At 63.6% G+C, this 25,408-nt stretch carries 21 protein-coding genes; 5 read left to right on the forward strand and 16 right to left on the reverse strand.

The window, feature by feature from the left end; genetic code table 11:
- Positions 1-26: 26 nt before the first annotated feature.
- The gene (locus tag ACFSOZ_RS26410; protein ID WP_379102749.1) at positions 27-1,262 is read left to right on the forward strand and encodes an MFS transporter; all 1,236 of its coding nucleotides are present in this window, start codon (positions 27-29) and stop codon (positions 1,260-1,262) included.
- Between the two features lie 64 nt (positions 1,263-1,326).
- On the opposite strand, the gene ACFSOZ_RS26415 is transcribed toward ACFSOZ_RS26410, so the two are convergent.
- From ACFSOZ_RS26415 to ACFSOZ_RS26425, 3 genes are all read right to left on the reverse strand, one after another.
- On the reverse strand, positions 1,327-2,172 hold the full coding sequence (locus ACFSOZ_RS26415; RefSeq protein WP_379102751.1) for an EamA family transporter: 846 nt from the start codon (positions 2,170-2,172) through the stop codon (positions 1,327-1,329).
- Between the two features lie 7 nt (positions 2,173-2,179).
- Positions 2,180-3,091, reverse strand: coding sequence for an endonuclease/exonuclease/phosphatase family protein (locus tag ACFSOZ_RS26420; protein WP_379102752.1), 912 nt, complete (start codon positions 3,089-3,091; stop codon positions 2,180-2,182).
- An 89-nt stretch (positions 3,092-3,180) separates the two neighbouring features.
- A complete protein-coding gene (locus tag ACFSOZ_RS26425) occupies positions 3,181-4,731 on the reverse strand; it encodes a cation:proton antiporter (protein WP_379102754.1) in 1,551 nt (516 codons plus the stop codon).
- Between the two features lie 124 nt (positions 4,732-4,855).
- On the opposite strand from ACFSOZ_RS26425, the gene ACFSOZ_RS26430 reads away from it, so the two are divergent.
- The gene (locus ACFSOZ_RS26430; RefSeq protein ID WP_379102756.1) at positions 4,856-5,482 is read left to right on the forward strand and encodes a glutathione S-transferase family protein; all 627 of its coding nucleotides are present in this window, start codon (positions 4,856-4,858) and stop codon (positions 5,480-5,482) included.
- A 160-nt stretch (positions 5,483-5,642) separates the two neighbouring features.
- Here ACFSOZ_RS26430 and ACFSOZ_RS26435 read toward each other — a convergent pair whose 3' ends face one another.
- The 9 genes from ACFSOZ_RS26435 to ACFSOZ_RS26475 all read right to left on the reverse strand — a co-directional run bounded on the left by ACFSOZ_RS26435 (position 5,643) and on the right by ACFSOZ_RS26475 (position 16,478).
- Positions 5,643-6,707 (reverse strand): ABC transporter ATP-binding protein, encoded by a 1,065-nt coding sequence (locus ACFSOZ_RS26435; protein ID WP_379102759.1) that lies wholly within the window; start codon positions 6,705-6,707, stop codon positions 5,643-5,645.
- Between the two features lie 30 nt (positions 6,708-6,737).
- Positions 6,738-7,529, reverse strand: a complete 792-nt coding sequence (locus ACFSOZ_RS26440; protein WP_379102762.1) for an ABC transporter permease — start codon at positions 7,527-7,529, stop codon at positions 6,738-6,740.
- Positions 7,526-8,440: an ABC transporter permease gene (locus tag ACFSOZ_RS26445; protein ID WP_379102764.1), complete on the reverse strand. Its 915-nt coding sequence runs from the start codon at positions 8,438-8,440 to the stop codon at positions 7,526-7,528. Before ACFSOZ_RS26445 ends, ACFSOZ_RS26440 begins: the two co-directional genes overlap by 4 nt.
- 64 nt (positions 8,441-8,504) lie before the next feature.
- Positions 8,505-9,611, reverse strand: a complete 1,107-nt coding sequence (locus ACFSOZ_RS26450) for an ABC transporter substrate-binding protein (protein ID WP_379102766.1) — start codon at positions 9,609-9,611, stop codon at positions 8,505-8,507.
- A 242-nt stretch (positions 9,612-9,853) separates the two neighbouring features.
- Positions 9,854-11,026, reverse strand: coding sequence for an iron-containing alcohol dehydrogenase (locus ACFSOZ_RS26455; RefSeq protein WP_379102767.1), 1,173 nt, complete (start codon positions 11,024-11,026; stop codon positions 9,854-9,856).
- Between the two features lie 17 nt (positions 11,027-11,043).
- Entirely contained in the window at positions 11,044-12,432 is a 1,389-nt protein-coding gene (locus ACFSOZ_RS26460) for an aldehyde dehydrogenase family protein (RefSeq protein ID WP_379102769.1), read from the reverse strand.
- A 184-nt stretch (positions 12,433-12,616) separates the two neighbouring features.
- Positions 12,617-13,987 carry a glutamine synthetase family protein gene (locus ACFSOZ_RS26465; RefSeq protein WP_128303146.1) on the reverse strand — a complete coding sequence of 457 codons (1,371 nt, stop codon included), beginning with the start codon at positions 13,985-13,987 and terminating at the stop codon, positions 12,617-12,619.
- Between the two features lie 95 nt (positions 13,988-14,082).
- A complete protein-coding gene (locus ACFSOZ_RS26470) occupies positions 14,083-15,639 on the reverse strand; it encodes an amino acid permease (RefSeq protein WP_379102771.1) in 1,557 nt (518 codons plus the stop codon).
- A 20-nt stretch (positions 15,640-15,659) separates the two neighbouring features.
- The gene (locus ACFSOZ_RS26475; RefSeq protein ID WP_379102774.1) at positions 15,660-16,478 is read right to left on the reverse strand and encodes an N-formylglutamate amidohydrolase; all 819 of its coding nucleotides are present in this window, start codon (positions 16,476-16,478) and stop codon (positions 15,660-15,662) included.
- A 143-nt stretch (positions 16,479-16,621) separates the two neighbouring features.
- Between ACFSOZ_RS26475 and ACFSOZ_RS26480 the strand changes: the two genes are divergently transcribed.
- The 3 genes from ACFSOZ_RS26480 (at position 16,622) to ACFSOZ_RS26490 (ending at position 21,898) form a co-directional block, all read left to right on the forward strand.
- Positions 16,622-17,449 (forward strand): MurR/RpiR family transcriptional regulator, encoded by an 828-nt coding sequence (locus ACFSOZ_RS26480; RefSeq protein ID WP_379102777.1) that lies wholly within the window; start codon positions 16,622-16,624, stop codon positions 17,447-17,449.
- Between the two features lie 157 nt (positions 17,450-17,606).
- Positions 17,607-18,770 carry an efflux RND transporter periplasmic adaptor subunit gene (locus ACFSOZ_RS26485; protein ID WP_379102780.1) on the forward strand — a complete coding sequence of 388 codons (1,164 nt, stop codon included), beginning with the start codon at positions 17,607-17,609 and terminating at the stop codon, positions 18,768-18,770.
- Positions 18,767-21,898, forward strand: coding sequence for an efflux RND transporter permease subunit (locus tag ACFSOZ_RS26490; RefSeq protein WP_379102783.1), 3,132 nt, complete (start codon positions 18,767-18,769; stop codon positions 21,896-21,898). Before ACFSOZ_RS26485 ends, ACFSOZ_RS26490 begins: the two co-directional genes overlap by 4 nt.
- A gap of 63 nt (positions 21,899-21,961) precedes the next feature.
- Here ACFSOZ_RS26490 and ACFSOZ_RS26495 read toward each other — a convergent pair whose 3' ends face one another.
- The 4 genes from ACFSOZ_RS26495 to ACFSOZ_RS26510 are packed head-to-tail and all read right to left on the reverse strand — an operon-like array spanning position 21,962 to position 25,332.
- Complete coding sequence (locus ACFSOZ_RS26495; protein ID WP_379102785.1) at positions 21,962-22,372, reverse strand: GtrA family protein; 411 nt, start codon at positions 22,370-22,372, stop codon at positions 21,962-21,964.
- The gene (locus tag ACFSOZ_RS26500) at positions 22,369-23,190 is read right to left on the reverse strand and encodes a ChbG/HpnK family deacetylase (RefSeq protein ID WP_379102786.1); all 822 of its coding nucleotides are present in this window, start codon (positions 23,188-23,190) and stop codon (positions 22,369-22,371) included. The genes ACFSOZ_RS26495 and ACFSOZ_RS26500 overlap by 4 nt, the downstream gene beginning before the upstream one ends.
- Positions 23,187-24,176, reverse strand: coding sequence for a glycosyltransferase family 2 protein (locus ACFSOZ_RS26505; protein WP_379102789.1), 990 nt, complete (start codon positions 24,174-24,176; stop codon positions 23,187-23,189). Before ACFSOZ_RS26505 ends, ACFSOZ_RS26500 begins: the two co-directional genes overlap by 4 nt.
- Entirely contained in the window at positions 24,169-25,332 is a 1,164-nt protein-coding gene (locus ACFSOZ_RS26510; protein WP_379102791.1) for a glycosyltransferase family 87 protein, read from the reverse strand. The genes ACFSOZ_RS26505 and ACFSOZ_RS26510 overlap by 8 nt, the downstream gene beginning before the upstream one ends.
- Between the last annotated feature and the right edge of the window lie 76 nt (positions 25,333-25,408).

Raw genomic sequence — 25,408 nt, forward strand, 5'->3', positions numbered from 1 at the left:
CCGGGCGACATATCGTTGCCCGGGGGATGGCAAAGGAGCACGTCTTGAACCTCAACGCCCAACAGAAGAAAACCGTCCTGGCCGCATTCCTGGGGTGGACGCTCGACGCCTTTGATTTCTTCCTTCTGACATTCCTGCTCACGGATATCGCGACCGAATTCCAGACCGATGTCCCGGCAGTCTCGAAGGCGCTGTTCCTGACCTTGGCGACGCGCTTCATCGGCGCATTCTTCTTCGGCATGCTTGCCGACAAATACGGGCGCAAGCCCATCCTCATGCTCAACATCGTCAGCTATTCGGTGATCGGCGCATTGGCCGCCTTCTCACCCAATCTTGGCATCTTCCTGGCGCTTCGCGCCCTGTTCGGCATCGCCATGGGCGGCGAATGGGGGCTTGGCAGTTCACTGGCCATGGAATCCATCCCGCCCAGCGCCCGCGGCATGGTTTCGGGCATCCTGCAATGCGGTTACCCGACCGGCTACCTCCTGGCGGCGGTGGTCTATGGCCTGCTCTATCAACAAACGATCGGCGGCTACACGATCGGCTGGCGCGCCATGTTCCTGCTCAGCTTCGTGCCGGCACTGATCGTGCTCTTCATCCGCTCGCACGTGCCGGAATCGCCGGCTTTCGTCGAAGCGCAGAAGACCGCCAGACCGGGTCTGTTGGAGACGCTGCAGAAGCATTGGGGTGTTGCGCTTTATGCCGTCGTGCTGATGATGTTCTTCAATTTCTTCAGCCATGGCACGCAGGACCTCTACCCGACCTTCCTCAAGAAACAGCATGGTTTCGATCCGCATACGGTGAGCTGGATCACCATCGTTGCCAACATCGGCGCCATCGTCGGTGGCCTGGCGTTCGGTGCGCTGTCGGAGAAGATCGGCCGCGTCAACGCCATCACCCTGGCGTGCCTGATCGCCTTGCCATCGATTCCGCTGTGGGCCTACAGCACCACGCCTTTCATGCTCGCCATCGGCGCCTTCGTCATGCAGGTCGCGGTTCAGGGCGCCTGGGGTGTCATCCCGGTGCACCTCAACGAGCTTTCACCCGGGTCCGTGCGCGCAACCTTGCCCGGCTTCATCTATCAGGCCGGCAATCTCGCCGCCTCCTACGGCGGCCCTTACCAGGCAGGCATCGCGGAAAGGGTCGGGGGCAGCTATGGCTACGCGCTGGCGCTTTTTGCCGGCGTGGTCGCCGTCTGCATCATCGTCGTCATCCGCTTCAGCCCGGAAAGACGTGGCCAGGTGATGACGGTGCTGGGCTGAAAGATCTGGCTGGTCTTTCACGCATGATCTTTTCCGAAAAGTCTGCAACTTTTCGGGATCATGCTCAGCCCAGCCTGAGCGCGACGACACCGGCAACAATGCTGAGCGCGGCGGCACCGCGCCAGCCCGTCATCTTCTCGCCGAGCGCGAACACCGAGATCATCATGGCGAACAGGATCGAGGTTTCGCGCAGCGACGCCACCGAGGCGATGGGCGCCTTGGTCATCGCCCACATCACGATCCAGTAGGCCGCGCCGCTGAGCACGCCGGTGAACAAGCCCACTTTCCAGTCGCGCGCCAGCACCGGCAGCGCCCTGGGCCCGCGTAGGATAAGGCACAGCACCAGCGCGCCAAAGGCATCGCAGATGAACAGCCAGGCGGCATAGCTCTGCGCGGTGGCGGCCAGCCGCGCGCCACTGCCGTCGGACAGCGTATAGCTGGCGATGAAAATCGAGGTGCCCAGCGCAAAGCCGACCGCGCGCAGGTTCAGCTTCTCCAGATGCGCGCCGCCGCGAAACGACATCACCAGCGTGCCGGTCGACAGCAGAAAAATGCCGAGAATGGCTAGCGGCGCCGGCACCTCGGCGACCACGAACATGCCGCCAAGGGCCGCCAGCAGGGGTGCTGTGCCGCGCGCCAGCGGATAGGTCTGGGCAAAATCGCCCGCCTGGTAGGCGCCGATCAGGAAGGTCCGGTAGCCCATGTGGAAGAGCACCGAGGCCATGATATAGGGCCACACTTCGGCTTTCGGCACCTCGACGAAGGGCAGCACCACGAGGGCAGCAGCGCCCATGCCGAGCGTCATCAGCGTGATCGACAGGAAACGGTCGAGATGGACCTTGACCAGCGCGTTCCAGATCGCGTGCATGGCGGCGGCGGCAAGCACCGCAAAGAAGACGAAGAGCGTCATATCAGGCTCATCCGCCGCGCTCCATGGCGAGCGGCGTCTCGAGATCGATGTCGATCCGCAGCGGAAAATGATCCGACGCGACCTCACCCATGTCGGCGCTGACCGAGCGCACGCGCCCCGCAAACATGCCGCCGACGACGCAATGGTCGAGCCGGCGCTTTGCCACCTTGCCGTCGATGGTCTTCACATGGGTGTGGAAATCCGCGGGCGGCTCGCTGGCAACGGCAGTGGCATCGACGAAGCCATCGAGGTAGGCAGCTCCACGATGATAGGGCGTGCTGCCGACGATCCGGCTGTATTCGGCGCTGCCCGGCTCCATGTTGAAATCGCCCAGCCAGATCGCCGCCACTGGGTTCTCCGGCTCCGGCTCACCATTACTCCAGTTGCGGGTAGGCTCGTCATCGGCACCGCTCCATGGCCCGCCATCGGAGGGCGCACGGCGATGCTCGGCTAGCAGATAGTCGATCTGCTCCAGCCGCTCTTCGACCGCGATATGGGCGAGATGCAAAGACAGCACCCGAACCGGGCCGGCCGGCGTGCGGATCATGCATTCAAGCGCCGCATTGCGGGTGTTGAGCGGCCGCAGCGTGCGGCGCATCGGCAGCGCATGCAGCCGCGACCAGACGATCGGCAGTTTCGACAGCAGCATGGTGCCGAACTGACGGCGTCGGTTGACCAGGCGGCCGTCACGCCGCTCGCTGGCATCCATGTCGAAGGCCGGACCATAGACCCAGTGATAGTCCGGCAGCAGGCCGGAAAGCAGCTCCGGCTGGTCGTCGTGATTGCTGCGCTGCCAGTGCCGCTCCACCTCTTGCAGCGCAATGATATCCGCACCGGCCACGATGCGGGCGGCACGCGAAAGGTCGTAGCGGCCGTCGCTGCCGAACCCGTACTGGATGTTGTAGCTGACCAGCTTCATTGCTTATCCGGCTCAATTTCGCTGATGGCAGTAACGGTTCGGTGCCACGGTTGCAATGTACCGGGCGGATGGCGGAACTGGGCCAGCAGCTAGGTCGTCAGCGGCTGGAACCGGCCAGCCGGCGAAGCTGCCAGCTCCGTCCAGTCGATCTCCTCCTCCAGGCGATGATAGGCCTCATCGCCGATCGTGCCATTGCGGCGCAGTTCCTCCAGCGCGTCGCGCTGGCTGTTGATGGCATAGAGGCGCAGCCGGTCATACTCCGTCGCCGCCTGCGCGTTTTCCGGGTTTTCGGCGATCGTGCGCTGGGCCGTATATTGTTCGCGCACGGCGGCAGCCGCATTCGAAGTCTTGCCGCTCAACACGTTGAGCGCCGCCTGCATGACAGCGACACGTGCCTGCGCCACTTCGCGGTCGACTGTCGTGTCGGGGGCGAAGTTGAGCAGGCGCAGCAGCGGCTTCAGCGTCATCCCTTGCAGCACCAGCGTGCCGAGCACGACCGCGAAGGCGGCAAGCACGATCGGATCGCGACCTGGGAAGGTCGCCGGCAAGGCGATGGCGGCCACCAGCGTCACCAGCCCGCGCATCCCGCACCATCCGACAAGCACGCCGCCGCGAAACGACGGAGCTTCTCGCCTTTGGTTCTCGCTGCCGAAGCGGGCGAGCGATCGTATGATGACGCCGTAACCCAGCACCCAGACGAGGCGCGACACGATGACGACGGCCAGCACCGTTGCGGCGAAGACGAATGCCTCGCCCTGCCCTTCCCCGGCAAGCCGGCTGACGATCGACCGTGCCTGCAGGCCCATCAGAACAAAGGCCAGCACGTTGAGCACGAAGACCGCCGACTCCCACACCGAATAGGTGCTGACGCGCCGCCTTGCCGACATACGGCGCGGCGCCCTGCGTGCGATGGTCATGGCATAGACGACGATGGTGATGATGGCCGAGAGGCCCAGCCTGTCGGCCAGGATCCAGACCCCGAAAGTTCCCGCGAATTGCACCACCGTGCTGCTCGCCGCATCCTCGATCCTGGAGAGCGTCAGCAGCGAAAAGCGGCCAAGCAGATAACCCGCGACCAGGCTGCCGATCGTCGACAACAGGATCGTCGGTATGGCGTTGCTCAGCATGATCGCGCCGAGCGTTGCCGAAACCGCCAACCGGTAGATCAGGAGCGCGGTGGCATCGTTGAGCAGGCTCTCGCCCTGCAGGATGGCGGTGATGCGGTGCGGTACCTTGAACTGCCCGAGCACGGCCGACGCCGCGACCGCGTCGGGCGGAGCGACGATGGCGCCGAGCGCTATCGCCGCGGCAATCGGCAGCCCGGCCATTTTCCAGCCGACGAAAGCAACGATCGCCGTGGTGAAGATGACGGCGCCGAGCGCCAAAGCCACGAGCGGCAGCCGATAGCGGTTGAGGTCCCGCAACGATGTGTCGTAGGCGGCATCCAGAAGCACGGGCGCTATGAACAGCGCCAGCGCCAGTTCCGGGTCGATCTCGATCGTCGGCACGCCAGGTACGAAAGCGAGACCGGCGCCAGCCAGAGCCAGCAGCGAAGGATAGGGTATCTCCAGCCGCCGCGACAGCGCCGTCAGCGCGACTGCGGTCAAAAGCAGGACAAGGGTCAGTTCGAAAAGAGCCATGACATCATCTTAGCGGCTGGCAGGTTTATCAGCAGGGACAAGGTGACAGGATGGTGTTGATTGTCCAGCAGGTCCAGCCCGGGTGGCCGTATGCAGGCTGCCGATCAGCCTGTAAGCATCGGTCATGATCCTGATCGGCCAATATGACTCGCCTTTCGTTCGCCGCGTCGGCATTGCTTTGACGCTCTACAGCCTGCCATTCGAGCACCGTCCGTGGTCGGCCTTCGGCGATGCCGACAAGATCCGCCCCTACAATCCGCTGACGCGGGTGCCGACCCTGGTGCTGGACAATGGCGAGGTGCTGATCGAAAGCCACCTCATGCTCGACTATCTGGACAGCCTTGTTCCATCAGACCGAAGGATGTTTCCGACAGATGAACCCGCGCGCCATCAGGCGCTGAAGATATCGGCTCTGGCGACAGGCCTCGGCGACAAGGCGGTCAGCCTGTTCTACGAGACGCGACTGCACGACAAAGTCTCCGACCTGTGGGCCGGGCGTTGCCGCACGCAGATCGGGGCCGTCCTTGCCGTGCTGGAGGCTGATCGTCAGGGAAGAACGACACCCTATTGGTTCGGCGACCGCATCGGTCACGCCGATATCGCCGTTGCTGCCGTGCTCCGTTTCATCGGAGAGGCGCATCCGGGGCTCGTGTCGCTGGCGACCTTCCCTTCATTGAAAGCCCACTCCGCACGGATGGAAGCGCTGCCAGTCTTTCAAGCAGTCTCGCAGCCGTTCATCGCGCCGGCTTGAGAACGCCCGGTTTTGAGAGGGCGGGTTGAGATTCAGGCCAGGCCGAGTCGAAAATGCCGGGTTCCGAGAACCGGAGCGGAGCGTACTTTTGAGTACATGGGCACCGGAAGCGCAGGACCCCTGCATTTGCAGGCCGGCATCACCTGAATATCGACGCAGCCTAGTGCAGCACCAGCATGTCACTCGACGAGAACGAGATCTCGGCCTTTTCGCCGACCGCGGGTGGCGGCGTTGCCGGGCTGTTGAACGTGTCGAGCGAGACCGTGTTGCCGCCGATGCCGACGCGAACCCGGATGACCGAGCCGAGGAAATGCACCTCTGATATTTCGCCCGAAAGGCTGGAGTCGCGGCCGGGCTGGCGGCCAAGCGAAATGGCCTCGGGCCTCAGCGCCAGCGACAGCGTGTCGCCGGATTTGGAACCGTTGAGCTTGCCCTTGAGCGAGACCTGTTCGGAATTGACCCGTACCGTGCCTGCCGCGGCGTCGGTGACGGTGCCTTCCAGCACGTTCAGCGTGCCGACGAAATTGGCGACGAACTTCGTTGCCGGCCGGTTGTAGATCTCGAACGGCGTGCCGACCTGCTCGGCCTTGCCGCCATACATCACGGCGATGCGGTCCGAGATCGACAGCGCCTCTTCCTGGTCATGCGTGACGAAAATGGTGGTGATGCCGAGCTTCTTCTGGATGGAACGGATTTCCTCGCGCAGCGACACGCGCACCTTGGCGTCGAGCGCCGAAAGCGGTTCGTCGAGCAGCAGCAGCTTCGGCTTCGGCGCGATGGCGCGGGCTAGCGCTATGCGCTGCTGCTGGCCGCCCGAGAGCTGGTAGGGATAGCGATCGGCCATCTGCGGCAGCTTGATGATGCCGAGCATTTCGGCGACACGGGCATCGATGTCCGCCCTGGGCATGCCGGCGACCTTGAGCCCGAAGCCTATGTTCTGCGCCACGGTCAGGTTCGGGAACAGCGCGTAGGCCTGGAACACCATGCCGACATTGCGCTGGTTGGGCTTCAGCCTCGTGATGTCCTTGCCACCGACGACGATCTTGCCGGCGGTCGGTTCTTCGAAGCCCGCCACCATGCGCAGCACGGTGGTCTTGCCGCAGCCGGACGGACCGAGGAACGAGACGAATTCGCCACGTTCGACATCGAGATTGAAATCCTCCACCACCGTGGTGGCACCGAAGGATTTTCGCACGTGCTGGATGGAGAGAAACGGGTCGGCCATGGTGTTGTTCTTTCGATCAGTACTTTTCGATCAATTGGGGCGGTTCGCCGATCGCGGCGCGAAGCGGGACAGGATCTGGATCAGCGACATGCAGCCCCAGGTGATGGCAAAGGCGATGATGGCAAGGGCTGCCGGCTCATAGGCGCGGTTGGCGCCGATGTTCTGTAGATACGGTCCGAAAGCGGGCCGGTTGAGCAGGCTGGCCATGGTGAACTCGCCAATGACGATGGCGAAGGTCAGGAACGCACCCGACAACACCGCGATCAGCACATTGGGCATGATAACGCGCGTGATGATCGTCGACCAGCCGGCGCCAAGGATCTGCGCCGCCTCGGTCAGCGTGCGCACATCGATGGTTCTAAGCCCAGTGTCGACCGCACGGTACATATACGGCAGCGACAGCGTGGCATAGCCGATGACCAGCAGGGCGTTCGTACCGGTGTCGCTGGCCAGGAACGGCAGCGGCGAATTCGAACCGTACATTCTGATATAGCCGAAGACGATGACGATGGCCGGGATGACCAGCGGCAACAGTGTGATGAACTCGACGATGGGACGCAGCTGCGGCAGGCGCAGCCGGATCCAGTAGGCGGCGGGCACCACGATCAGCACGCCGAGAATGATGGTGAAAACGGCGGCAAGCACCGAATAGCCGAAGGTCGCCTGGAAGCGGGCGTCGCCCAGCACGACCTTGTAGGCGTCGAAAGAATAGACGCCACGCCGCATGCGCATGGAGAACTCCACGGTCGCGATCAGCGGGATGAAGAAATAGGCCGCGCCCAGCGCGAAGACGACCCAGGCCCAGAACTTTCCCGACTTCATTTCAACCACCTCTCGGAGCGGGTCCGGAACCAGATGTAGAAGACATTGGCAAGGCCGGTGATGAAGATCATGCCGAAGGCGATCGCGTAGCCGAGATGGGCATTGTGCAGCACGTCGCCGCGGATCTGCGCGTAGAGCAGGATCGGCACGATGTTGAGCGACGAGCCGGTCAGCGCATAGGCGGTGGCGATGGCGCCGAAGGCGTTGGCGAACAAAAGGATGACCGTGCCGAGAAAACTTGGCCAGATCACCGGGATGACCACCATGCGCCAGTATTGCGCCATGGTTGCACCGAGCGTCGCGGCGGCCTCGCCCCATTCCTTCTTCAAGCCGTCGATTGCCGGCACGATGATCACCACCATCAGCGGGATCTGGAAGTAGACATAGGTCAGCGTCAGCCCCCAGAACGACAGGATGTTGAAGCCGTGAGCGTAAATATTGAGGCCGAACACGGTGTTGAGGATCACCGTGGCAAGGCCAAGCCGGCCGAGCGTGGCGATAAAGGCGAAGGCCAGCGGCACGCCGGCGAAATTGGAAGCGACACCGGAGAAGGTCAGCGTCGCCGAGCGTATCCACTCCGGCAGGCCGCCGCGCACGATGGCGATGGCGATGGCGAGACCGGCGAAGGCACCAATCAACGATGAGGCAAGGCTGACCTTGATCGAGATCCAGTAGGCGGCAACGATCGACGGCTGCGCCAGTGCTGCGATATTTTCGAAGGTGAACTCACCCGCATCATTCTGGAATGCGCCCAGCATCAGATAGAGCGTGGGCAGGATCAGGAACATGATGGCGAAGATGAAGAAGGGGGCGACGCCGAGCCACTGCGTCGGCAGCCTCATGCTGCGTACCTCGGCGGGAGGCGCGGTCTTCCCGGTAACAGCGTGGTCGGACATTGAGATATCGGTCATGCGCCGGCTACCGTCTTCGAGAAAAGGACCGGGCGGCCCCGAGGCCGCCCGGTATGGTGCAAGTTTACTTCACGTTGGCGCCGACGACAGCATCCCAGTTCTTGGTGATGGCTTCCTTGGACTTGGCCTGTTCGTCGAGAGTCGGGAACACTGCCGCGGCATAGGATTCGGCCGGCGGCAGCTTGGCCAGCACGTCCGCCGGGATCTTGCCGTTCTTGGCAAGATCGTTGAAGCGGATCGGGTGGCAATACCCCTTCAGCCAGCCGATCTGGCCTTCGTCGGAGTAGAGGTATTCCAGCCAGAGCTTGGCAGCGTTCGGATGCGGCGCGTAGGCGCTGATCGCCTGCACGTACACACCGGCGACGACACCGGTCTTCGGCACGACGACGTCGACGGGCGGGTTGCCCTTCAGCGTGTCACGGCCGGCGAGCGCGTTGTAGTCCCAGGTGATCAGGATCGGAGTCTGGCCCTGGGCAAGCGTCGCCGCCTTGCCGATGACCGGAACGAAATTGCCAGCGGCGTTGAGCTTCTTGAAGAAGTCGAGGCCGGCGGTGCCGGCGGCTTCACCAGCAGCAGCGCCCGACGACAGGCCAGCGGCATAGACGCCCTGGATGGCCTGGTTCGAAGCGCGCGGATCACCTGCAAGTGCGACAGCGTTGGCGAATTCCGGCTTCAGCAGGTCGGCCCAGTCGGCCGGAGCTTCCTTGACGATGTCCTTGTTCACCTGGAAGGACAGCACGCCGTAATAGTCGCCGGTCCAGAAGCCGTCAGCATCCTTGGCGCTGTCGGGGATCGAGTCCCAGGTCGACACCTTGTAAGGCTGGATCAGGCCATCCTTCTTGGCGGACGGACCGAAGGACAGGCCGACGTCGATGACGTCAGGCGCCTGCGGACCCTTGTTGTCCTTGTTCGCCTTGATTGCCTCCACCTCGTCGCCGGAGCCGGCATCGGGGTTGAGTTCGTTGACGGTGATTTCCGGATACTTCGCCTTGAAGCCGGCGATGACGTCACCGTAGCCGCACCAGTCATGCGGCAAGGCGATGGTGGTGAGCTGGCCTTCGGCCTTGGCGGCCTTGACGAGATCGTCCAGCGAAGCTGCGGACGAAATCACCGACGACACCATAAGGGTCGCGGCCGAGAGGGAAAGCAGTTTCCCCGTGAATTTGAACATGTGTTCTCTCCGTTGAACTGACGCCGTTGGACGCCTGCGATCCGGTATCGTTTTCATGTGACAGCCAGATGAAAGCTTTGTGAAACCGGCGGCTCGCAGTGTGAAAAAGTAAACTCTTTTTAACCGGTTGTAGCAATCGCCTCGCGATTCTTTTTCCGGCTAACTAGTTTCTGCCTTGCCCGTTATCCTCCCCCTTGTTTTTGTAGCCCCTTTTCAGATCAATTTCCTGCGCGGAAAACGCCTCAGACCGTGCCGGCGATGGCGTTTTCGAGCAAGGTCAGCGCCGCCTTCTTGGTCAGCTTGACCGGGTTGCCGCCGGCGGTCGGATCGACCACCGCCATGTCGGCGATCAGGGCCTTGCGCTTCTTGTCCATGTCGAGCCCCTTGATCAGGCCCGGCAGCGCATGCGGCACCTTCAACTCCTTGCGCAGCTTGATGATCGCCTTGGCGAAGCCGTCGAAGCCGCCCTTGATGCCGCAATAGGCGGCGAGGCGGCCGATGCGCTCCTCGATGGAGTCCCGGTTGAAGGCCAGCACATAAGGCATGAAGACCGCATTGGTCATGCCGTGATGGGTATCGTAGAGCGCGCCGACCGGATGCGACAGCGAGTGGATGGCGCCAAGCCCCTTCTGGAAGGCGGTGGCGCCCATGGCGGCAGCGCTCATCATATGGGCGCGCGCGACGAGATCCTTGCCGTTGGCATAGGCCTTCGGCAGGTTCTCGAAGACCAGCCTGACTCCTTCGACGGCGATGCCGTCGGCCATCGGGTGATAGCCCGGCGCGCAATAGGCCTCGAGGCAGTGGGCCAGCGCGTCCATGCCGGTACCGGCGGTGATGAAGCCGGGCATGCCGACCGACAGTTCCGGATCGGCAATGACGATGGCCGGCAACAATTTGGGATGGAAGATGACCTTCTTGGTGTGCGTCGCCTCGTTGGTGATGACGCCGGCGCGGCCGACCTCCGATCCGGTGCCGGCGGTGGTCGGCACGGCGATGATCGGCGCGATCGCATCGGAATTGGCGCGCGTCCACCAGTCGTCGACATCCTCGAAGTCCCACACCGGCCGCGTCTGGCCGGCCTGGAAGGCGATCAGCTTGCCGAGATCGAGCGCCGAACCGCCGCCGAAGGCGATGACACCGTCATGCTTGCCCTTCTTGAACACTGCGATGCCGGCGGTCAGGTTGGACTCGACCGGGTTCGGCCTCACTTCGGAAAAGACGCCATAGGGGACCTTGGCATCGTCGAGGATCTGCAGGGTCGAGGCGACGACCGGCAATTTCGCCAGGCCCGGATCGGTGACGAACAGCGGCCGCTTGATGCCGGTGGCCGCCAGAACCTCAGGCAATTCCTTGATGCGCCCGGCGCCGAAGCGGACGGTGGTGGGGTAGTTCCATTTGGAGATCAGCTTGGACATTTTTATCTTTCGAAAAATCAGATGGCTTCGCGCAGGTGGAATGACTTCGGCCTGGTCAGATTGTCATAGCCGATGGCGGACAGACCGGCGCCCTTGCCGGTGTCCTTGACGCCGGTCCAGACCAGGGCCGGATCGAGGTAATCGCAGCGGTTCATGAACACCGTGCCGGTCTCGATGCGGTTGCCGATCGCCACCGCATGCTCTGTATCACGCGTCCAGATCGAAGCCGTCAGCCCATAAGGGCTGTCGTTCATCAGCGCGATCGCCTCCTCGTCGTTGCGCACCTTCATGATGCCGACGATCGGGCCAAAGCTCTCCTCGCGCATGACACTCATCTGGTGATCGACCTGCGTCAGCACTTCCGGCGCCAGATAGGGCGAGCCGGCCCTGTCGTTGGCCACCTTCATGTTGATGTGCGCCACTGCGCCCTTGCGCAACGCTTCGGCCTTCTGCTCGCGGATCAGGTCGGCGAAACGCGCCTGCGCCATCGGCCCCAATGTCGTCGCCTGGTCGAGCGGGTTGCCGACGACATAGTTCTTGGTCTCGGCGATGAAGCCCTCGACGAATTCGTCATAGACCTTTTCGTGCACGTAGACGCGCTCGATGCCGCAACAGCACTGGCCCGAATTGTAGAACGCGCCGTCGACCAGATTGGCGACCGCGTGATCCATCTTGGCGTCGGGCAGCACATAGGCTGGATCCTTGCCGCCAAGCTCGAGACCGAGCGACATGAAGGTGCCCGCCGCTGACTTTTCGATGGCGCGGCCGCCGCCGACGGAACCGGTGAAGTTGACATGGTTGATCTTGCCCGAACCGAGCAGCTTTTCGGTCTGCGCATGGTTGAGCACGACATTCTGGAACACACCCTTGGGCAGGCCCACTCTGTCGAAAGCCTGTTGGAAACGCTCGCCGACCAGCAGCGTCTGCGCCGCATGCTTGAGGATGACGGCGTTGCCGGCCATCAACGCCGGTACGATGGTGTTGACCGCCGTGAGATAGGGATAGTTCCACGGCGCGATCACCATGACCACGCCGAGCGGGTCCTTCTTCACATAGCGGCGGAAGCCATCCTTCGGGTTGGAAGCCGGCACGGCCTTGAGCGCCGCCTCGGCGATCTCGACCATGTAGTTGGTGCGCTCCTTGACGCCGCCGAACTCGCCGCCATAGCGCACGGGACGCCCCATCTGCCAGGCGATCTCCGGCACGATCTCGTCGGTCATCGCGACCAGCGCTTCCAGCATCGCCAGCATGTACTTGCCGCGCTCGACGATCGGCGTCTCGGCCCATTTCTCTTGCGCCGCCTTGGCGCGCTCGACCGCGGCGTTGATCGCCTGGTCCGTTGCCACGGGCCGCTCGGCATAGATCGAGCCATCGACGGGGGATATGAGTTTGACCGTTTCGGTCATTTTGTAAGTCCTCGCATTCTACAAAAAAATCTTTTGGCTTGGCGCTGCCCTCATCCGCCTGCCGACACCTCTCCCCGCACAGCGACGGGGAGAAGGGAAGCACTCTGGCGCTGGCATCCCCCTCTCCCGTTCTTCACGGGGAGAGGGTAAGGGTGAGGGGCGGCGCCAAGGTTCGCAGGTTGGTCTAGTACCGCTCGAACCCCCGGTGCAGTTCCCAATCCGTAATGCGGCGGTCGTATTCGAACTGCTCCCACTTTGCGGTGTGGACATAGTGTTCGAGTACATCCTCGCCGAGTGCCTGCTTGAGCATCTTCGACTTCGCCAGCGTCTCGGTCGCGTCGCGCAGCGTCTTTGGAATCTCCGGCAGGCGCGACGCCTGGTAGGCATCGCCGACGAAGGGTTTCTGCAGTTCGAGCTTTTCATCGATGCCGGCAAGGCCGGCGGCGATCAGCGCGGCAAAGGCGAGATAGGGGTTGAGGTCGGCGCCGCCGATGCGGCATTCCATGCGGATGCCCTTGGTGCCCTCGCCGCACAGGCGGAAGCCGGCGGTGCGGTTGTCCTCGCTCCACATGATCTTGGTCGGCGCGAAGGTGCCGGCCTGGAAGCGCTTGTAGGAATTGATGTAGGGCGCCAGGAACCAGGTGAATTCCTTGGCGTACTTCAGCTGTCCCGCCGCCCATTGCTGGCCAAGCGTCGACAGCGTCCAGTCGGCCTTTTTGTCGAAGAACAGCGGCGTCTTGCCGTCGGCGCTCCACAGCGAATTGTGGATGTGGCTGGAATTTCCGGCGAGCCCGTAATTGTACTTGGACATGAAGGAGATCGCCTTGCCTTCGGATTCGGCAATCTCCTTGGCGCCATTCTTCAGGATGACGTGGCGATCGGCCATGTCGAGCGCTTCGGCATAGCGCACATTGATCTCTTCCTGGCCAGGACCCCACTCGCCCTTGGAATTCTCGATCGGGATGCCGGCCGCTTCCATCTCGTTGCGAAGCCGGCGCATGACGCCTTCTTCCTTGGTGGTGATGCCGATCTGGTAGTCGCCGATATAGGGCGAAGCGGTGTCGAGACCCTGCCAGTGTTTCTTGCGGGCGGAATCGTAGGTCTCGTTGAACAGATAGAATTCGAGCTCGGAAGCGAAATAGCCGATATAGCCGCGCTCCGTCAGCCGCTTGACCTGCTTCTTCAGGATGGCGCGCGGCGAATGCGGCAGGTCGTCATGGGTGTGGTGGTCGAGCACGTCGCAGATCACCAGCGCCGTCTTCTCCAGCCACGGAATGCGCCGCAGCGTCGCCAGGTCCGGCTTCATGACGAAATCGCCATAGCCCTTCGACCAGCTCGCCGCCTTGTAGCCGGGCACCGGCTCCATATCGATGTCGGCGGCCAAGAGATAGTTGCAGCCATGCGTCTCGTCATGCGCGGAATCGACGAAATACTGCGCCAGGAACCGTTTTCCCGCGAGCCGCCCCTGCATGTCGACGATGCAGGCCAGCACGGTGTCGATCTCGCCGCTGGAGACCGCCTTCTTCAACTGATCGAACGAGAAATTTCCGGCCATTCCTTTGGCACTCCAGCGCTTGGCGTTTCGGGCTTGTCACATCGAAAAGAAGACCATGGCCGGCACGTCGCCGGCCATGGCTTGTGAATGACGGCTCAGTGGCCGGTTTCGCCGACGGCCTGTTCAGCCGCCTTGATGGCTGCCTGGCGCGCGGCGATGATGTCACCGAGCGGCGGACCCTGGAAGCGGTTCCGCTCGAAGGCAAACCAGACGATCGCCGTCAGGATGAAGAAGCCGACGGTGATGTAGAGCGCCCAATCGTTCGGCGGCTGGATGCCGATGATGAAGATCAGGATCATCGACACGATCGACAGGAAGGCGAACAGCATGAACACGCCGCGCCCCATGTTCCACGGACCCATCTTGTCCCACTTCGGCGTGCCCCAGGCCAGCATGCCGAGCACGATCGGCACGGTGAAGGACAGGAACAGGAAGATGACGGTGCAGGACACGACGATCGTGTAGGCCGAGGTGCCGGCGACCGAAACCAGCGTCGAACCCCAGACGAACAGCACCGACAGGATCGACGCCGTCCAGATCGCCGCCACCGGCGTGCGGTAGGTCGGGCTGACCTTGGCGAGTGCCGAGGAACCCGGCAGGCCGCCGTCACGCGAAAAGGCGAAGATCATGCGCGAGGCCGACGTCACCGTGGCGAGGCCGCACAGAAGCTGCGCGACGAACACGACGAGGTAGACGAACTCCTTGATGCCGGGGCTGACGCGCTGGTCGAAGGCCCAGAAGAACACGTTCCAGCCCTGCTTGGCGGCGTCGTCCATGTTCGGGATCATCAGCACGAAAGCCGCCAGGAACAGGTAGCCGAAGACGGCCGACCAGATCACCGACATGACCATGGCGCGCGGCACCGAGGAGGCTGCCTTGATGGTTTCCTCGGACGTATGTGCCGAAGCGTCGTAGCCGGTGATCGTATATATCGGCAGCAAGAGGCCAAGTGCGAACACCCAGGCATTCGAAACCGACGGCCAGACGCTGGCGCCGGCATCGCCGGAGTAGTTGTGGAAAGTGAACAGCCGGCTGAAATCCCAGGTCTCGGCGGAGAACAGGCAGACGACCGCGATCAGGATCGAACCGAAGAAGATGAGATAACCCGAGAAGTCGGTCAGCTTCGCCGTCAGCTTGATGCCGAGATGGTTGATCAGCGCCTGGGCGCCGGTGATGATGACCAGGAAGATCATCTGGTTGGTCAGCGTGCCCTCGATGCCGAGCGCCGGCCCGAAGGCGCCGACGAAGAACGTCCAGGTGCCGACATTGATGGCGCCGAGCACGGTGATCAGGCCGAGCAGGTTGAGCCACGCCGTGACCCAGCCGGTGCCGCGGTTGCCGAGGATCGAACCCCAGTGATAGAGGCCGCCGGCAGTGGGATAGGCCGAGCTGATCTGCGACATGGCGACCGCGAAGGTCAGCGACACGAAGCAGCCGACCAGCCAGCCGATGCCAATGCCGATGCCGCCGGCGCCGGAGGTTGCCTGGGCCAGCGAATTGATGCCGCCCGACAGGATGCAGATGATCGAGAAGGAAACGGCGAAATTCGAAAAGCGGCTGAGGCGTCGCTCCAGTTCCTGGGCATAACCCATGCTGTGGAGGGCCTTTACGTCCTCCGCCTTGTCTACTTCAGTATAACCCGGTGCTGCCATTGGAAGTCCCCTGTTGGTTCTTAGCTAGCCGATTGAACTGACTTTCCGACTGAATGCGATCTGGTTTGTCCGGCCTCCTCCGGCTCCAGATCCGAAAAAATGCCCGTGAGCAGATCCGCCCATTTCCGCTGCCCGGTCTCGCCGGCGATTTCGTCGTTGCGGATTTCGATCATCGCGCAGGGCAGGCCGCGCGAACGTGCGTGGCGTTCCAGCGTGAAATAGACGCGGTCGGCCGGCGAATAGGGCTCGTTGACGCCGACGGTGACGCCGGCAAGCCGCTTCAACGCGCCAATCAGCGGTGACGCCAGCCGGCGGTCTTCGTCATGGATGATGCCGATATGCCAGGGCCGGTTGCGGCCCTTGTAGACCGGCGTGAAGGAATGCACGGAAACCAGGCGGGTCGCCTGCCCGCGCGCCAGCCTGTCGTCGACAATGTGCTCGATGGCGGCATGGAACGGCTGCCACGACAGGGCGATGCGTGCCGCCCGCTGCTTGTCCGACAGGCCGGTATTGCCCGGTATCGCCGTGGTCTCGCTGACCGGCGGCATCAGATCGGGCGCGTCGAGGGGACGGTTGCAGTCGATGACGAGGCGGGAAATGCGGGTTTCGACCAGCGTCGCGTCGAGTGCCTCGGCCATGCGGCGGGCAACCGGCAGCGCGCCGGGATCCCAGGCGATGTGGCGGGAAAGGTCCTCGGCGGCAAGGCCGAGCGTGCCGAATTCGGCCGGCAGGAAATTCGAGGCGTGATCGCAGGTCAGCACGAAAGGGCTCGATCCGCCGGGGTTCGTCACCCCCACGGTATCAGACGATGCAAGGCTGGCGGGCCGTGCTTTCTCCATAGTCTGCCGTCCCCGGGGAGCGCTGTATCGTATGTTACGTATTTTGCCTCATTGCGTCCCTATGGATGATTTCATACAGTTTACCCGGCTTTGTCAAATGCGATTTCGGAAAAGACCGTGGGACAGGCCAGGGTGGGGAAAAGATGATTTCCAGCATTGCCGAACTGATCGCCGATCGCATCGGCACGATGCCGGCCAGCGAACGCCGCGCGGCCCAGACGCTAATCGCCAGCTATCCGATGATAGGCCTGAAGACGGTCGCCGAATTCTCGGCCGCGGCCGGTGTCTCTTCGCCGACGATCCTGCGCTTCGTTGCCCGGCTCGGCTTCCAGAATTATCCGGAATTCCAGTCGAGCCTGCAGGACGAACTGGCGGCGCAATTGCAATCGCCGGCGACAAGGACGCTCAACCCGCCTTCGCCCGGCGGCGGCACCGTGTCACCGATGCTGGAAGCCACGCTCGACAACATGCGCGAGACGTTCAGGCACCTGTCCGATAAGCAGCTTGTCGACATCGCCGCCCGCCTCGCCGACCGGCGCGGCAAGACCTTCCTGATCGGCGGCCGCTTCACCGATCCGCTGGCGCGCTACATGGCCGCCCACCTCGCCGTCATCCAGCCTGATGTCTTTCACCTCGCCGGCCAGGAAAGCATGTGGCGCGACCGGCTTATCGACATGGGAAAACGCGACGTGCTGGTGATCTTCGACATCAGGCGCTACCAGGACAGCCTCCTCCGCTTCGCCGAGAAGGCACATCAGCGCGGCGTGCAGATCGTGCTGTTCACCGACCAGTGGCTATCGCCGATCGCCCGCTTCGCCCGCCATGTCATTGCCGGACGAACCGCGGTGCCGTCGGCATGGGACTCTTCGGCTGCCCTTTTCGTCGTTGCCGAAACGCTGATCGGTGCCGTCACAAGGCAGCTTGAGGCGGACGGCGCCCGGCGTATCCGCGAGATGGAAGGTCTGCGTTAGCCGTCAACGTTACGTATATTTAATGTGCGCAGTCACTGGAGAGTTGTCATAAAGACGCGATATCGGGGCGAGCTCTTGCCTTACAATAGCCTCGCTGCGTCTGCTTCATTTCGGGGAACCGGTAGACGGAAGGATCGTTTTGCCAACCGGAGTGCCGATGGCCGCCTGGAAACAGATACTTTTCGCGCTCGTGGTGCTGGTCGTGGCGGCAGCCGCCTGGCTGCGCTTTTTTCCGGGCGCACCGGACGTGCTGGCACGCTGGGGGATAGACTGGGTTTATGCGGCAGCGCCCCCGGCTGAAACCGGTGCCGCCAACGCGAAGCAGGCAAACGGCGGCAATGGCGGCAACCGGCGGGTGAACGTGGTCGCCCTGCCCGCCACTTCGGCCACCATCAACGACCGCTTGCAGGCGATCGGCACCGGTCGCGCCAATGCCTCGGTGACCGTCAATCCCTACAGCTCCGGCCGCCTTGCCGAACTGCTGGTCGAATCCGGCACCCGCGTCGAAAAGGGACAGATCATTGCTACCCTCGATTCCGAGACCGAGGTGATCGCGCAGGATCGTGCCAAGCTCGTTTTACAGGACTCGCAAAACAAGCTCGACCGGGTGAAATCGCTGCGAGCTTCCAACGCCGCGACACCGGTCGCCGTCGCCGATGCCGAAGTGGTGCTGGCGGTCGCCAAACTGGTACTTCGCGATGCCGAACTTGCCCTGCAGCGCCGCTCCATCATGGCGCCGATCGCCGGCACCGTCGGCATCCTGCCGATCGCTGCCGGCAACTATGTGACCAACCAGTCGGCGATCGCCACGCTCGACGACCGTTCCAGCATCCTGGTCGATTTCCTCGTGCCCGAGCGCTTCGCCGCCGCCGTCAAGGTCGGTGCGCAATTGACAGCGACGCCGATCGCCAATCCCAGCAATGCCTACACCGGCACAGTTTCGGCCATCGACAACCACATCGATGAAAAGAGCCGCACCTTGCTGGTCAAGGCCAAGATCGCCAACCCGGCCGATTCGCTGCGTGCCGGCATGTCGTTCGGCATCACCATGAAATTTCCGGGGCAAACCTACCCGGCCGTCAGCCCGCTGGCGATCCTCTGGGGCTCGGACGGCGCCTATGTCTGGCAGGTCGAGGACGGCAAGGCCAGGCGGGTCCCGGTGCGCATCATTCAGCGCAACACCGAAACCGTGCTGATCGACGCGGAGATCGACAGCGGCGACATGGTGGTGACCGAAGGCACTCAGAGCGTCAGCGAGGGCGGGGCGGTGCGCATCGCCGGCGAAGAGCAGCGCGCCGCGGACGCCGCCGAAGGCTCATGACCAGCCCCGTCAACGATGCCAGCGACACCGGCTTTACCGCCCTGTTCATCCGCAGGCCGGTGATGGCCTTCGTGCTGAACACACTGATCGCAGTCGCCGGCCTCGCCGCCTTCTATGGCGTCGAAATCCGCGAACTGCCTGACGTCGACCGCGCGGTCGTCACGGTCTCGACCGCCTTCGAAGGCGCTGCGGCCGAAACCGTCGACCGTGAACTGACCGACACCATCGAGGGCGCTGTCGCCCGCGTCTCCGGCGTCAAGTCGATCTCGTCGTCCTCCTCCTTCGGCTCGAGCCGCGTCACCATCGAGTTCAACGACGGCGTCGACCTCAACGTCGCCGCCTCGGACGTGCGCGATGCCGTCGGCCGCGTCGCCAACCTGATGCCGGACACCGCCGATCCGCCCCGCATCGTCAAGGCCGATGCCAATTCCGACCCGGTGATGCGGCTGGCGGTGACTTCCGACAACATGTCGATCCAGGACATGACGGTGGTGGTCCAGGACCAGATCGAGGACGAGCTGGCCGCCGTGCCCGGCGTTGCCGACGTCCAGGTCTATGGCGATCGCGACAAGATCTTCCGCATCGACGTCGACCAGAACAAGCTCGCCAGCCTCGGCTTCACGGTTGCCGACCTCAGGGCCGCCCTTGCCTCCGTCGCCTTCGATTCACCCGCCGGTTCGATCACTACGACAAACCAGGACCTGATCGTCCGCACGACGGCGGACGTGACCACGCCCGAGGAATTCGAAAACATCATCGTCGGCGGCACGACACGCATCCGCGATGTCGCCACCGTCACGCTCGGCCCCGATGTCGGCCAAACGACGCTGCGTTCGGATGGCAAGACCGGCATCGGCATCGGCATCATCCGCCAGGCGGAATCGAACACGCTGGACATCTCGACCGGTGTCCAGGCCGCCGTCGCCAAGTTGCAGGAGAACCTGCCCAAAGGCATGTCGATCAAGATCACCAGCGACGACGCGGTCTTCGTCAACGGCGCGGTGCACGAGGTCGAAATCGCGCTTGGCCTGTCCGTGACCATGGTGCTGATCGTCATCTATGTCTTTCTGCTCGACTGGCGCGCAACGCTGATCCCGGGACTGTCGATGCCGGTCGCCATGATCGGCACCATCGCCGCCATCTATCTGGCAGGCTTCTCGGTCAACATCCTGACCTTGCTCGCCCTGGTGCTGGCGACGGGACTGGTCGTCGACGACGCCATCGTCGTGCTCGAAAACATTGTGCGACGACGCAACGAAGGCATGGGACCGCGCGCCGCCGCCGTCCTCGGCGCCCAGGAGGTGTTCTTCGCCGTCATTGCCACCACGCTGACCCTGGTCGCCGTCTTCGTGCCGATCTCGTTCCTGCCTGGCCAGACCGGTGGCCTGTTTCGCGAATTCGGCTTCGTGCTCGCCATGTCGGTGCTTTTGTCCTGCGTGGTGGCGCTGACGCTATGCCCGATGCTCGCCTCGCGCATGCTGTCGAGCGCGCCACTGCACCATGAAGGCGGCCACGGCATCGGCGCTCGCATCGGCGGCGCGCTGAATGCAGCCTACAGGCGCGCCCTGCACGCCTGCCTCGACGCGCCGTGGATTGTGCTTCTGGTCGCGGTGCTGTTTGCCGGCACCGCCTTCACGCTGTTCGGCACCATCCGCCAGGAACTGACGCCGTCCGAGGATCGCGCCGCCGTGCTGTTGCGCATCAGTGCCCCGCAGGGCGTCAGCCTCGACTACACGACCCAGCAGATGCAGAAGATCGAAAAACTGATCCAGCCGATGCGCGATTCCGGCGAAATCCGGGCCACGTTCGAGAACGCCGGCCAGAACGGCTCCTACAACTCAGGCTTCATGGTGATGACGCTGGCGCCGTGGAACGAGCGCAGCCGCAGCCAGCAAGAGATCATGGCCGAGATCAGCCAGCTGACCAGGCAGGTGCCGAGCGTGCGCATCTTCCCGGTGCAGCCCAACAGCCTCGGCATTCGCGGTGCCGGCAACGGCCTGCAGTTCGCGCTGGTCGGCAATGACCGCAAGGCACTCGGCGACGCGGCCGTAAAGATCATCGCCGAGATGCAGAAGGACCCGCGCTTCCAGACACCGCGCCTGTCCATCGACCCGACGCAGCCGCAGCTTGCCGTGGCCATCGACCGCGAGCGCGCCTCCGACCTCGGCATCGACATCACCGGGCTGGCCAACACCTTGCAGGCCATGCTCGACGGCAACGACGTCGTCGACGTCTACATCGCCGACCGCAGCTATGGCGTGAAGCTGGTCTCGACCACCAACCCGATCAACGATCCGACCGACCTGGAAAACATCTTCCTGAAGACCGCGGATGGTCGCTTCGTGCCGATGTCGACCATCGCCACACTGACCGAGCGCGCCGTGCCGCCGTCGCTGTCGCGCGAACAGCAGCAACCGTCGGTGGCCATCACCTCCAACCTCAATGGCGACTTCGCGCTTGGCGATGCGCTCACCCGCGCCGAGGAGATCGCCACGCCGCTGCTGCCCGCGGGCAGCCGCATCCTGCCATTGGCCGAGGCGGCGACACTGGGCGAGACCAACAGCGCCATGGTGACCATCTTCGGTTTCGCGCTGGTCATCATCCTCTTGGTGCTTGCCGCCCAATTCGAAAGTTTCGTCAGCGCCGTCATCATCATGGCAACGGTGCCGCTCGGTCTCGCCTGCGCCATCTTTGCCTTGCTGCTCTCGGGGACCAGCCTCAACGCCTACAGCCAGATCGGCCTGGTGCTGCTGGTCGGCGTGATGGCCAAGAACGGCATCCTGATCGTCGAATTCGCCAACCAGCTGCGCGATCGCGGGCTTGGCGTGCGCGAGGCGATCGAGCAGGCCTCGATCATCCGCGTGCGGCCGGTGATGATGACGATGATCTGCACCGTGCTCGGCGGCGTGCCGCTGGTGCTGGCGAGCGGCGCCGGCGCCGAGGCGCGCGTGGCGCTTGGCTGGGTCATTGTCGGCGGGCTGGGCCTTGCCACCGTCTCGACGCTGTTCCTGACGCCGGTCGCCTATCTCCTGCTTGGCCGCTTCGTCACGCCGAAGACCCATGAGGAGGCCCGGCTGAAACGCGAACTCGAGGAAGCCGCCTACACCAATGTGGAGCCGGCGGAGTAGAGAGAAATTCCAGGAAAAGTGTGAGCGGTTTTCCGTCCGGAATTTCGTAAGAACATCCACGGCCTATTTCAGCAAGCGGCCTTCGATCGACCAGCGTGCGGCGAGGAAATTCAGGACCGCGGCCACCACGACACCGCCGATCTTTGCCGGCCACACCCCGGCGATACCGGCGAACAGCGCGATTGAAAGGCTGGAGACGCCAAGCGAAATCAGCCCGCCGAGCGAGGCGAAACGAAGGAACGCATCACGCAGTCGGATGGCTTGATTGCGTTCGAACGACCAGAAGCCGTTCGCCACGAAAGAGAAGGTGACGGCGATGAACCAGGCGGCGATGTTGGCGGGCAGCGGCGGCATCTGCAGCTTGAGCAGCAGGAAGAAGCTGGCAAGGTCGATGGCTGTGTTGGCAAGTCCGACTATGGCAAAGCGGACGATCTTGTTGCCCGTCGAACGCCGGGGCTGGTCCGCGCCGCTCATCCCTTGCCATCCATGATTGCGACACCGGCGCGGACCAGGCTGACGCCGAAATCATCCGATGCCAGGACCGCGAATTCGACCTCGCGCACGCTTTGCATCGGGTCACGCGCGCGCAGCGTCTCGTCGACATGGCCGGGGTGGCACATGAACAGCCCTCGTTCCGGCAACGCTTCGACGGCGGCCTGCAGAACCTGAGCGAACTTTTCGGGTTGCCGCCAGTCATAAATGCCGGTCAGCGGTTCGAAAATGGTGAAGCCCGTGCTCCGCATCGATCGGTTGAAGCCGGCGGCTAGCGCAGCGATCGCGGCGACTTTTGGCGCCGACGCGAATGTGCCGGCCAGCGCCGGAGCGCCGCGCAGCGCCGGCCTGTCGGCTCCCTCATGCAGACGTGCGCGCAGCCATCTGCGCACGACGGGAAGGAAATGCACATGCTGATGCCCGTCGACGAAATCGGGGCGGCGCCCGAGTGCTTCGACAAAGCGGCTGTACTGCGCATCGAGTTCTGCATGAACGTCGCGATCGTCGACGCGGCCGCGCAGAACAGGCAATGCCAGCGAGCGGAGCGGCGGCAGCCGGCCTTCCGGCGCCAGGCTCGACCGGCCGGTGATTGCTGGCTGATCGGTCAAGGTGAGATGCAGCCCGACAGCGACACGGCCGCACAGAGGTTTTATGCGCGCCGCCTCCCGCGCCCATTCCGGAAAACCGGTCATGCAGCCGGTGCCGGTCAGGCGCCCGCGATCGAGCAGGTCGAGGATCGCGGCGGAGACGCCCGGTGCCAGGCCGTAGTCGTCGGCGATCAGGCGGATGCGCCGCGTCATGTGTCGGAAGCGCCTCGTGTCGGCCTGTCTGAAGCGACGTCGCTGCGCACGACATCGCGTACGATATAGACCGGCCGATCCTTGCTTTCGCTGAGCGTGACCCAGACATATTCGCCGATCAGGCCGAGAAGGGTCAGGTTGAGGCCGCCGAGCAGGACGACGGCGACCAGGAGGCTGGGATAGCCGGGGACGGCAATGCCGTAGAAGATCACCTCGAAGAACACCTTGGCGCCGTAGACCGCGCCGGCAAACGCGGCAAGCAGCCCGCTGAGGCTGATCAGACGCAGGGGAATGACCGAAAACGAGGTGAAACCCTCCAGCGAGAAGGCGATCAGGTTGAGCCGGCTCCATTTCGATGTGCCGCTGGCGCGACCCTCGGGCGAATAGGGCAACGCCTTCTGGCGGAAGCCCGCCCAGGCAAACAGGCCCTTGTTGAAACGACGCTTGTCACGCAGGCTGGTCAGCGCGCGCGCCACGGCACCGCGCATGACACGAAAGTCGCCGGCATTTTCGGGAATGTCGAAACGCTGGCTGCTGTTGATCAGGCTGTAGAAAAGCCGGGCCAGTTGGCTGCGCCGCCAGCTGGCCTCGCGCCGGTCGTTCTGTGCGTAGACGACGTCGATGTCCGGATGTTCCACCAGCTCGGCGATCAGCTTCAGGCTGATATCCATCGAATGCTGGAGGTCGGCGTCCATGATCAGCACCATGTCGCCGCGCGACTGATCGAGGCCGGCGAGCACGGCGACCTCCTTGCCGAAGTTTCGGCTGAGGCGGACGATCTGCCACGACCCCGTCAGCACCTGCGAAAACCGTTTGGCGCCATCGTCGCGGCTGCCGTCATCGACCAGGATCTTGTGCACGGTCATGCCGAAGCGCTGTGCCACCGCCGCCTCGAGCGCGGCAAGCAATTCGGCGAAGGCCGATGCCGATGGCGCCTCGTTGAAGAACGGCGCGACGATATCGAGTGTCGGCCGCGACTCAGCCATTTGCGACCCCAGCATTCACCACCTTTTCCCGTCCCTTGACCCAGAACCACCAGATCAGCGAACAGGCGATGAAAGCAACCGCTGTCGGCCGGAACCAGGGGTAGAGGAGATCGTGAACATGCTTTTCGACGCCGCTCAGCCCGGTCAGAAACAGCGCCGTCGACAGCACCGAGGCCAGCACGCCGCCTCGTTCCTCGCGCCACAGCAGGGCGATGGCGAGACCGGCAGGCACGGCGATCATCGCATAGGTGTTGGGCTCGACGCGCGGGTTGAAGACGCACATGTAGAAAGCGGCCGTCAGGAAGATCGCCAGCCCAGCCGTCCCCCGCTCGAGCTTGCGGTCGAACCAGAGCACGATCGAGAGCGTCAACAGGCCGACCACGAAGCGCACCACCGTGGCGCCGGATTCCGCGATAGGCATCCCTGCCGTCGCAAAAGGCGCTGTGAAATCGGCGGCAACAAAGTGGGTTGTCTTGTCGACCGCCATAGAGGTCAGCATGCCGGCGAAATCACGATACTGGTCGTTCAGATAAGCGGCTGGCGCGAAAGCGTAGGGTAAAGCGAGCACGAAAAGCACCGCCAGCACCAGCATCGGGATCAGCCGCGGTCGCAGCGCTCCTGCCAGGAGCAACATGATGATCGCGGTCGGCTTGGCGATGACGGCAAGCGAGGCCCAGAAGAAGGTTTCGGCACGCCGCCCTTCCAGCGCCGACAAAGTGAGAAGCCAGCAGGCGCCGGTCAGCAAGATGGTCGACTGGCCGTTGCGGATCGCGCCGAGCGCAATCGGCAGAGCGAGGAAGAGTCCGAACGAAAGCAGCCAGGTCAGTTCCTGACCCCCAAGTTTGCGCACCTGCCGCATTGCAGCGAAGGTCAGCACCGCGAAGCCGAGGACATGCCACACCAGGCCGCCGAGATGCGGGCCAAGCTTCAGCAACGGAACATAGAGCGCGGCAAAGGCGGGTGCGTAGAGATAACCCATCTCGGACTGAAGGTCGTAGAGCGGCCGTCCAGCCAGAAGGTTCTCGCTGCCATATCTGTAGGCCAGCAACACCGTACGCGTGTCGGGCGACCACAGGACCAAGGCAAGAACGACCAGGAACGCTCCGATCCACAGGCCAAACCCCAAACGGTCGAAAACCGGCTTGGAAATCGTCATCTAGTCATCCTACACCCACTCGGAACGGCCCTTGCCTGGACCGCCCGGCATTCGATGGCGGCGGCATATCACGGAC

The organism is Mesorhizobium newzealandense, assembly GCF_042682145.1.
Classification (GTDB): Bacteria; Pseudomonadota; Alphaproteobacteria; order Rhizobiales; family Rhizobiaceae; genus Mesorhizobium; species Mesorhizobium newzealandense.